The organism is Streptomyces sp. NPDC054961 (assembly GCF_053609145.1).
On the sequence record NZ_JBSGWY010000077.1, the window covers coordinates 7,472 to 17,364 of the forward strand.

Annotated in this window: 7 protein-coding genes; 3 read left to right on the plus strand and 4 right to left on the minus strand. The window is 74.8% G+C overall.

What is annotated here, in order from left to right; translation table 11 throughout:
• Positions 1-143: 143 nt before the first annotated feature.
• Together bla and ACWF9Z_RS35770 are read right to left on the minus strand one after the other, a co-directional pair.
• On the minus strand, positions 144-1,058 hold the full coding sequence (gene bla, locus ACWF9Z_RS35765) for a class A beta-lactamase (protein ID WP_453609686.1): 915 nt from the start codon (positions 1,056-1,058) through the stop codon (positions 144-146).
• A gap of 260 nt (positions 1,059-1,318) precedes the next feature.
• Positions 1,319-2,869 (minus strand): hypothetical protein, encoded by a 1,551-nt coding sequence (locus ACWF9Z_RS35770; RefSeq protein WP_453609688.1) that lies wholly within the window; start codon positions 2,867-2,869, stop codon positions 1,319-1,321.
• Positions 2,870-3,133: 264 nt separating this feature from the next.
• Between ACWF9Z_RS35770 and ACWF9Z_RS35775 the strand changes: the two genes are divergently transcribed.
• Entirely contained in the window at positions 3,134-4,618 is a 1,485-nt protein-coding gene (locus ACWF9Z_RS35775) for a hypothetical protein (RefSeq protein WP_453609690.1), read from the plus strand.
• Between the two features lie 23 nt (positions 4,619-4,641).
• On the opposite strand, the gene ACWF9Z_RS35780 is transcribed toward ACWF9Z_RS35775, so the two are convergent.
• Positions 4,642-5,067 (minus strand): hypothetical protein, encoded by a 426-nt coding sequence (locus ACWF9Z_RS35780; RefSeq protein WP_453609692.1) that lies wholly within the window; start codon positions 5,065-5,067, stop codon positions 4,642-4,644.
• Positions 5,068-5,242: 175 nt separating this feature from the next.
• The gene (locus ACWF9Z_RS35785; protein WP_453609694.1) at positions 5,243-7,366 is read right to left on the minus strand and encodes a PIG-L family deacetylase; all 2,124 of its coding nucleotides are present in this window, start codon (positions 7,364-7,366) and stop codon (positions 5,243-5,245) included.
• 430 nt (positions 7,367-7,796) lie between these two features.
• Between ACWF9Z_RS35785 and ACWF9Z_RS35790 the strand changes: the two genes are divergently transcribed.
• Both ACWF9Z_RS35790 and ACWF9Z_RS35795 read left to right on the plus strand, forming a co-directional pair.
• Entirely contained in the window at positions 7,797-8,441 is a 645-nt protein-coding gene (locus tag ACWF9Z_RS35790) for an ArsR/SmtB family transcription factor (protein ID WP_453609695.1), read from the plus strand.
• The gene (locus ACWF9Z_RS35795) at positions 8,438-9,802 is read left to right on the plus strand and encodes an MFS transporter (protein ID WP_453609697.1); all 1,365 of its coding nucleotides are present in this window, start codon (positions 8,438-8,440) and stop codon (positions 9,800-9,802) included. Before ACWF9Z_RS35790 ends, ACWF9Z_RS35795 begins: the two co-directional genes overlap by 4 nt.
• The last annotated feature ends 91 nt before the right edge of the window (positions 9,803-9,893 follow it).

The following is a 9,893-nucleotide window of genomic DNA, read 5'->3' on the forward strand; positions in this document are numbered from 1 at the left end:
GCGGCCCCCCGGCCCGAGCCCCCCCCCCCCCCCCCCCCCCCCCCCCCCCCCCGCCGCCCGCCCCCCCCGCCCGCGCGCGCCCCGCCCCCCCCCCCCCCCCCGGTACTCGGCGAGTTGCCGCGACCGGCACGCGCGGACAGGCCCTAGCCGAGTTCCTCCGCCAGCAGCGCGGCGGTGCCGGCCACCAGCGGGTGGTCGGCCGGCGCGTCCTCCTCGTGCCGGGTCGTCAGGACGGCCAGCACGACCGGTGTGCCGTCCGGCGTCCAGGCGATGCCCGTGTCGTTGTTCCCCCCGTACCTTCCGCCGCCGGTCTTGTCGGCGAGGATCCAGTCGGCGGGGAGGCCGGCGCGGAACCTCTCGCCGCTGGTCGTGTTGGCGAGCAGCCAGCCGGTGAGCCGTTCCCGGTCCTGCCGTGCGAGCGCGTCACCGAGCACGAGGCGCGCGTAGGTGCCGCCGATGGCGCGGGGTGTGGTGGTGTCGCCCACGCGCCACGGTTCCGCCGAGTTGAGTTCGGGTTCCCACCGGTCGAGCCGGGTCCTGCCGTCCCCGATCGAGCGGCAGAAGCGGGTGATGGCGGTCGGTCCCCCCAGCTCGCGGAGCAGCAGGTTTCCGGCGGTGTTGTCGCTGTAGCAGATGGCCGCGTCGCACAGCTGGGCGACGGTCATGCCGTTCTCGAGGTTCTCGGCCGTGCCGGTGAGGGGGGAGTAGCCCGACTTCTCCACGTACTGCGCGGTGTACCGGACGAGCTTGGCCAGGGTCTCGCCGTCGTGGTCGAGGTCGCGCAGCACGGCCGCGGCGGCGATCGTCTTGAACACGGAGCACATCGGGAAGCGTTCGTCCGCGCGGTACGCCACCGTCCGACCGGTGCGCAGGTTGCGGGCGAACACGCCCAGGCGGGCGGAGTGCCGTTCCTCGAGCTCCCTCAGCCGCGAGGCGACGCCGTCCCCGGCGGGTAAGGCGTGCGCCGTCCCGCCGAGGGGCAGGGCGGCGGCGAGCGCCGCGCCGGCGCCGAGGGCGAGTGCGGTACGGCGGGACGGGCGTGGTCCTGTGGTGCGCAAGGCGTTCCCCTTCTGAGGCGGTCATGACGTACGTCAACCCACGCGGCAGCCGGACCGGGTTCGCTCCGGATGCGACGCGCTGGTAAGCGTCGCCCGTCCGCGCGGTTCCATGCCACCCTGACCCGCCCGGTACGCGCACTGCATGAGTACGCGTACTCAGAGACCCCGCCGGGAGGACCCGCGGGGTCACCTGCTGTCCTGCGCGAACGCGGTACGCCCGGCCGGGCCTTGCCGCCGGCCGTCGGATGCGCGGCCGCGGCTCAGAAGCGGTGGATCCGCTCCACGCCGTACCACTTCGACACGCAGGCGGCGACCCAGTCCCGCTGGTAGTTCGCCGTGTAGAACGGCTCGGCGAGACTGCCGATGTACAGGGGCCGGTAGGCCACGTCCGTGGCGCCCCGGGCCGCTTCGGCCCGGATGCGGGCGTTCTGGGCGTCCCAGGCCACGGAACGGGTGACCGTGGCCGTCGTGAGCCGCTGGACCTCGGGGACGAGCACCGCCACCGAGGCCAGGGCCAGAACGCCCGCCGTCACGGCGCCCGCGACGAGGACCCCGTCGGCGCCGCGGCCGCCGCGGCCGCGGCCGCGGAGCCGCCGGCCGCCCCTCGCGCCCACCATCACGCCGTAGCCGCAGAGCGCCAGTTCCATCGGCACGAGGTAACTCGTCCACGTCCGGGCGTACGTCCACCCGCTGGGGCCGTAGCCGCTGCGCAGGCCCACCACCACGGCGAGCGAACCCAGCACCACCACGGGCACCGGGAGCAGCAGCAGGGCGATGAGCACCCTGCGCGGGAGCGGCTGGCGCGGCGGGCCTTCCCGGTGCGCGGGCCGGCGTAGCGCGCTCGCCAGACCCAGCAGCACGCCGACGGCGGCGGCTCCGAGGTAGGCCCACTGCCCGGTGACGGAATCCCACATGCGCAGCCAGTCCCCGAGGACGTCCCGCAGCCCGGCCGCGGAGAGCAGGGACTCCTTCTCGGGCTGCTGGGCCCGCCGCCAGCGGGCGCCCGGGGAGGTGTAGAGGGCGACCAGACCGCAGACCAGGCCGGCGCACCAGAGCAGGCACCAGGTGAACGGATGCCAGTTCCGTGCCAGGCCGAGGCGGGGCAGGCACAGGAGCCCGACCGCGCCGGCGAGCAGACCGCTGACGAGCGCGAACGGTTCGCTCAGGGTCCCGAGCGCGAAGCCGATGAGGAACGCCGAGGCGAATCCGGCCACGCGGACGCCGGTACGGGGATGGTCGGCGGTCCGCAGGGCCAGCAGGAGCGACCACAGGCCGATGACGCTCGGGACGGTGTGGGAGATCGTGGCCGGCGCCCACAGCAGCACCTGATAGCTGCGGGGGCCCGCGAAGTAGACCAGCGCCTGCACGACGAGCGCGCACGCGGTCAGCAACAGCACGCGGGGTCCGCCGCCGAGGAACCGGACGAAGGCACGCCCCAGCAGCACCAGTGCGACGGTGAAGGAGACGGCGATGACCGTCGGAAGGATCTTGGTTCCGGCCAGTCCGTCACCGTAGACGACACCGCTCAGGAACGCGTTGGCGATCCTGCCGTTCTGGGTGGTGTAGAAGTCGGACGTGATCCCGAGAACTCCCAGATCACGGGCCTTCCAGGCGGCGCACCAGTCGTCGGACGTGGGCCGCAGGTAGAGACCGAGGAAGCATCCGACGGCGATCAGGGCTCCGGCCGCCGCGACGAGCGTCGCCCCGGCCGCCGGGAGGAGCCCGCGCGGGAACGGGCGGCGGCCGTGTCCCCGGCCCGCCCCGGGGGAAGGCGTCCGGCCGCCCTCGGACTCGGCCGCAGCAGTGCTCATGTACCAGCCCTTCGCAGCGGGGCCCGGTCGGTGAGGCGGCCGACGCGCCCGCCGACCGCGGTGACCGAAGGGCCCGCGGACCCTCATGATGCGCACGGCCCGCCGCCACCGGCATCCCGGGTGAGCCAGCTCGCGTACGGTGCCCCGGGGCCCTCGCGGACCCCTCGCTCATCCGGACGGCGGCCGAGCCGTGGCAGCGCGGTCGCTGCTCTTCCAGGATGGGGACGCGGGTCCGCGTACGAGGCCCCGCCGGAGGGAGTGACGATGCCCGGTGTCCGGTTCGGCCGCTGGGCGGTCGTCGCGGCGGCCCTGGCGAGTGCCGCCCTTCCCGTGTGCGCCACGGGCGGCCACGCCGTGCGGCGCACCGGCACGGCGCCGCCCGTGCCCGCGCCGGCGGTCGGGTCCCCGGGCCGCCAGATCCGCGAGGGGGCCGAGCCCCGGTACGCCCCTCTGCCGGCGCGCGCCGCCCCCACCGTCGGTCTCCTGTCCAACGCGACGGCCGCCGAGGGCGTTCCGCCCTCCGCCGCCACGGGCGCGCGGTACGTCGAGGGGAGCAGCGTCCTGCGGTTGGCCTCGGGCCGGTTGAGGTACCTTCCCGACGCCGGCACCTCGTCCGTCGTGGTCACCCTCGGCCATCCGCCGGCCTGGCGGCAGATCACGCGGAGCCGCGTCTGGCTGGCATCCGGCCGGGTTCCGGGCAGGTCGCCGGCGCAGCGTGCGGCCGCCGAGCGGGCCCTCCTGGCCCTGCGCGCCCTGCTCCGGCCGAACGGAGCCATGGCGGCCGGGTGGAGTCCGGGCTGGAACTACTCCTGGCCCCGGGACTCCGGCTTCGCGGCCGCCGCGTTCGCGCACACCGGTCATGACGCGGAGGCGTACCGGATCCTGCGCTACAGCTCCGCGACCCAGCGCGGGGACGGCACCTGGGAGGCGCGGACGAAGCTCGACGGTTCCGGGCCGCCCGACCGCAGGCGGCCGCAGCTCGACGCCAACGGCTGGGTCCCCTGGGCCACCTGGCAGTGGTTTCAGACGGCCCCCGCGGCCACCCGTCGCGCCCGGCTGAGCCTCCTCTACCCGATGATCCGCAAGGCGGCCGACCACGCGGCGGGGTCGCTGCGGGAGGACGGGCTGCCCCCGGCGTCCCCCGACTACTGGGAGCTGATGCCGTCCGCCACGACCATCGGGACGGCCGCGCCACTGCTCGCCGGGCTCAACTCCGCCGCGGACCTCGCCCGTGAGGCCGGCCGGCCGGACGACGCCGCACGCTGGGACCGGTCGGCCGGCCGGCTCTCCTCCGCGATCGCCGCGCGGTTCGCCCCCCTCGGATACCGGCGCACCGCCGACGGACGCCACGGGCACGACAGCGCGGTGACGTTCATGGCGCCACCCTTCAACGCCGCCCCGGCCGGCCTGCCCGTGGCGCTGGACGCCACGTACGGGGCGCTGCTCCTGCCCAACGGGGGGCTGACCCCCGGAAACGACCGCACGGCGCCCTGGGGCGCGACCGCCTGGACGCCGAGTACGGCGCTGTTCGCGCTCGCGTGGGCGGCCACGGGGCGGCCGGACAAGGCCGGACCCGTCATGGACTGGGTCCTCTCGAAGAGGAACTCGCTCGGCGAGCTGCCGGAGAAGGTGAACGCGGCGGGCAGGCCCGCCGCGGTCGCTCCCCTCGCCTGGACGGGCTCGATCACCCTGCTGTCCCTCGTGGCCCTCGACGGCACGGAGCTCCCCACCCCGCCCCTGCGGCCGTAGGGGTCCGGCGGCCGGGGCGGGACTCAGACGGGTTCCCTGCCGTCACCCGGCGGGGGAGCGGTGCGGACCTTCTCCAGCGCGTCCAGGAGCTGGCGGTAGGCCAGCCTCTCGGCCTCCTGCGCCCGTTCGAGGGGAGGGTGGTGCGGATCGCCCAGCGAGCGGGCCCGTGCCGCGGCGGCGAGGCGGAGGTGCCTCGCCCGGTCCACCCGGTTCCTGGCCTCGACGTACGCGTCGTCGACGAGACGGCGGTCGAGGGTCTCGGCGAAGGCGCGCTCCGCCAGGGCGTGGAGCCGGTCGAGGTCGTCGGCACAGGACGCGCCGGCGCAGCCCTCGTCGAGGGCGGCGGACAGCGACCCCAGGGTCGCCCGGAGCTCCGGATACCCCCAGGCGGGCGCGGGGTCGCTCCGGCATCCGGTGGCGAGCGCGGCCAGCGCGGCGACGGAGGCCACGGCGCGGACCGTTCGCCGACGCGCGCGCCCGCCCACGGTGGAGCAGGAATTCATGGGAGCTCCGATCGCCGGTGGACACGTGGAGAGGTGGAGCGGTGAAGAGGTGGAGAGGTGGACGGGAGCGGCCGGGGCGCCGGCCCCGCGGGGCCGGGGCCGCCATCCTCGCCCGCTCAGGTCAGCGCTGCCACCGGGAGGCCGCACGGGCGGCCTGCGCCATCGTCGGGGCCTGGACCGCCCGGTGCCACGGCGCGGAGGGCGGTTGCGATCCGACCGACACGGATCCGGACCGGGGCACCGTGATGACGTGCAGGCCGGCATCCAGGCCGAGGGCCGCGGCGACGGCCGTGCCGCCCGGCCCGGCCACGGCCGCCGGTGCGCCCGTGTAGAGCATCTGCGAGGGGTACCAGGACGGTGTACCGTCCGGCCCCGACACGCCGACCGTGCCCGCGCCGGTGCGGCCCGCGAGGAGCGGGCCCGCGACGCCGACGGCGCCGTAGCCGCCCTCGCCGCCCGCCTCGGTGGCGGGAAGGAACGCGGGCTCGCCGCCGCCCGCGGTGGTCAGGCTCGTACCGACGGTGCCGGTGCCGGGTTTCCGGAAGTACAGGCGGACGCCGTCGTCCTGCCCGCTCGCCGAGAGCGGTCCCGTGGTCGCCGGCAGCCCGGTGGGGAGGGGGCCGCGGAGCGGGGCGTCCGGGGTCGGCTGGACCCAGGCCAGTACCGTCCGGGCCGTCGCGGCGTAGACGTAGCGCCGTCCCGCCCCGTCGGTCGCGGTGACCGGGTCGCCCTGCAGATCGGTGCCGCCGAGGGTCTGCCAGGCGCCGAAGGCGCCGTCCGGGGCCGCCTGGGCGCGGGCGCGCAGGGTGCGCCGGGAATCGCGTACGTACACCGTGATCCGGCCCGTGCCGTCGACCGCGACGGACGGTGCGCCGATCGCGGAGGTGGAGGAGGTGTCGCCGCTGTCCGGGGTGCCCAGCGACCGCCACGGGCCGAAGGCGCCGTCGGGTGCGTCCTGGACCGCGTACACGAGGTCGCGGCCGTAGTCCTGGGGCGTGGGACCCAGCGTGGTGCGGGTGGCGAGGACCGCGATCCTGCCGTCGGGCAGCCGCGCCGCCGTCGCGCCCGTGTCGATCCCCGTGCCCGGGAGGAACCGGGGTCCCTGCCAGGGGTCCTGGGGGCCGCTGCGCGACCAGTACGCCATCTCGCCGTCCAGGACGGCGAAGGCCCACAGCCGGCCGGAGACGCCCTCGGTCATCCAGGAGGTGCCGTCGCCCCGGCTGTAGCGGATGGTCTGGTTCCATCCGGCGCCGGTGGGCCGGGTGGCGGTCTTGCGGTCGCCGCAGCCGGCGGGACTGCCGCACCAGTCCTGGTGGTCCGTCCACGCGTACGTCTTGAGGTAGCCGAGCTTCTCCTCGGCCGCTTGCGGGCCGAGCGTCGGGGGCAGCGCGCTGTTGGGGTAGCTCACGTAGTTCTGGACCGAGAAGTGCGGCCGGTCCGTGGACTTCCCGTAGCGTTCGGCCGCGGCCTGCACGAAGCGGGCGCCGTACATGTGGTCCTGGTGGTCCAGGAAGGTGCCGCTCTGCGACCGGCCCGGCGTCGGGTCCTGCGTGCGTATCGTGGTCGGCCGGTACATCGCGAAGACGTCCGCGATGGCTGCCACGGCCTGGTCCCTGGTGTAGGAGAACGCGGTCTTGACCGGTGTCCCGGAGGTCAGCTGGGAGCCCAGGGCGGGAACCCTGCCGTCCCACAGGCCGCGCAGGCTGTCCGGATTGTCGCCCGAGATGCTGCGGGCCTCGCGCAGCTGCATCCACACCAGACTGACCTCGGGGCGGGCGGTGAGGACGTCCACCTCGACGTGTGCCCCGCCGGCGGTCACCACGGACCTGCGCTGCCAGGTACTGGTGCGCTCGCCGGTGGCCATCTGCGCGTAGGCGGCGCGTATGCCGTTCTGCCGGGCCTCCGCGTAGGCGGCGCGGTCGGCGGGGCGCGCCGGGTCCTCGAGGTGCGGGCTGTGGGCCTCGTTCCTGCCGTCGGACTCGCCGGAGGTCAGGTAGACGGTGGCGACCTTGACGCCCGTCGATATGGAGCCGCTCAGGTCGGGATTCATGAAGAAGAGGTCGTCGTCGGGATGGGCGACGACCTGGAGGACCGTGCCTTGCGTCACACTCGGCGGAAGGGCCTTCTCGAGGGCCGCCGCCTCCTGCGTGCTTCCGTACCCGTAGGCCCAGGTCGTCACGCCCGCGGCACCGACGGTGAGTGCGGTGAGCAGGGTCGCGAGACGGGTGCGGTGGGCCAGGGACATCTGCAACGCCTTGAGGATCGGTCCAGTACGGAAATCTGCCGAGGGGTGGGTGGGCCGGTGCCCCGACGGCTCCACCGCTCCCGGGGGCGACGGCGCCCGATTATGTCGCGCGCGTTTGCGACTGACACACCATCAAGAGGCATGTGACACGAAATAAGACTCAATGTGAGATATGGAAGATTTGTCCGATATCGCACCGTTTGGGCCACGGTGTGCGGCGGATGTGATCTTCCGGTTCCGCAGGAGGGGCGGTGTGCGGGGAGGGGTCCGCGGGGTCAGGTGTGGTTTCCGTCACGGAGTTGGCGCCGATGCGGGCGATGTGGCCACCGTCACAGGTGGGGCGGGGGCGCCGCTGGGCGGGGATCGATTCCCCAAGGAACTTCTGCAAAAATACTTTTGGAAAGTCTCCGGGCTGTTCTACCCTCCCGTCATGATCAGCGACGAGCAGCAACGCGTACTCGATCCCGAGCAGGACGCGGCCGCCCTGAAGGCCCTCACGCACCCTCTGCGCATCCGGCTGCTCGGGATGCTGCGGCAGGACGGCCCGGCGACCGCGAGTGAACTCGCGGTCAGGACCGGGGAGTCGTCCGCTTCCACCAGCTATCACCTGCGCGTGCTGGCGAAGTACGCGTTCGTCGCCGAGGCCGAGCACCGTGACGGGCGGGAGCGCCGCTGGCAGGCCGTCCACTCCGTGACCTCCTGGAGCAACAAGGCCATGGAAGCCACCCCGGGCAGCCGCGCCTGGCTCACCCTGTCGCGCAGGGCCCAGGTCGAACACCTGGAGGCCTCCCTCTCCCGGCACGAGGCCGACGTCGCCGACGGGAGGCTGGGCCCGGAGTGGGTGGAGCCCTCCGGAATCAGCGACATGATGCCCCGTCTGACCCCCGAGTCGCTCACCGAACTCTGGGACGCGCTCGACCGGAAACTGAAGGAACTGACCACCCGCGACGCGGAGGACCCGCGTGCCGCGCGGGTCGTGCTCCTCACCGCCGGGCTGCCCCTGGCCCCGCACGACTCCCGCGCCGAACCGGGAACCGCCGCCCCCACCCCGACCGGGACCGAGGACGCGTCGTGACCGCGCCGCTGGACCTGCGCACCGCACGCCGCCGCTACGTCATCGTCTGCGTCCTGTTCTGGCTGCCGCTGGGGCTGACCATCGCCCCCCTCGTCCTGCTGTTCACCGAGCGGGGCATGGCCATGACGGCCATCGCGGGCTTCTTCGCCGCGCACTCCCTCACCGCCGCCGCGCTGGAACTGCCCACCGGAGGCCTCTCCGACGTCCTGGGACGCCGCGCGGTCCTCGCTGCCGCCGGCGTCCTGAACCTGACCGCCCTGACCCTCGTGGCCCTGGGCACCACGGGCTGGCTGCTCGGGCTCGGCATGGCCCTGATCGGAGCAGGCCGCGCCCTGTCCAGCGGGCCGGCCGAAGCCTGGTACGTCGACACCGTCCACGCGCAGTCCGGCCCCGACACCGAACTGCGCACGGGACTCGCCCGCGGATCCTCCGCGACGTCCGCCGCCCTCGCCGTGGGAACCCTGGCCGGTGGGGCCCTGCCCTGGCTGCTCGGGCTCGGCCCCGACGCCGGCGCCCGGCTCAGCGAAGCGACCTCCGGACTGGTGCTGCCCCTTTCCGCCCCGCCGCTCCTGGGCGCAGTCGTCGAGATCGCCTTCGTGCTCTACGTCCTGAGCGCCCTGGTGGAGCCGCCCCGGCCGCCGACCACACTGCGCGACGTCCTGCGAGGCGTACCGGCCGCCGTCGCGGACGGACTGCGCCTGGGCGGACGCGACGCTCTGGTCCGCCGTATCCTCCTCAGCGCGGGGGCCGCCGGCAGCGCCCTGGCCGCGCTCGAACTGCTCACACCCGGCCGTGCCGCGGCCCTCACCGGTGCGTCGGAGTCGGGCGCGGTGCTCTTCGCCGCACTGGCCTGCGCCGGATTCGTCTGCTCCGCCGTCGGCAGCCACCTCGCACCGCTGACCGCCCGGCTCGCGGGAAGCGGCGAGCGCGCCGTCCTGGCGGGCCTCGGCGCCGGGGCGAGCGGTCTGCTGCTGCTCGGTGCCACCGCGGCCGCCACGGGGGCCGGCTCCCTGATCCTCGCGGCCGTCGGCTACGGCCTGGTCTACCTGGGTCTCGGCGCCGCGGGGCCGAGCGAGAACGACATCCTGCACCGCCGCGTCACCCGGGCGGGCCGGGCCACCGCACTGTCGGTGCAGTCCCTCACCCTGCAACTGGCGGGAGCCCTCACCGGCCTCGTCATCAGCGTCCTTCCGGCCGGCCCGCTGCCCTGGCTGCTCGGAGGCGCCGTCCTGGTGGCGGGAGCCCTCCTGTGGACCCGCCGCGGCGCACCCGCCGACCCGGGCCCCGCCGGACCCCACCCGCAGCGCACCGATGCCGATCACGCTCGCCCGGACGACCTGAAGGCGGGCCGCACCCGCTAGGCCGTGTTTTAGGTAGGGGTTCCGGTCCACGCCTCACGCTGTGATGATCATGGTGTGGGGCGTGGGGATCTTTCTGATGAGCAGTGGTCGG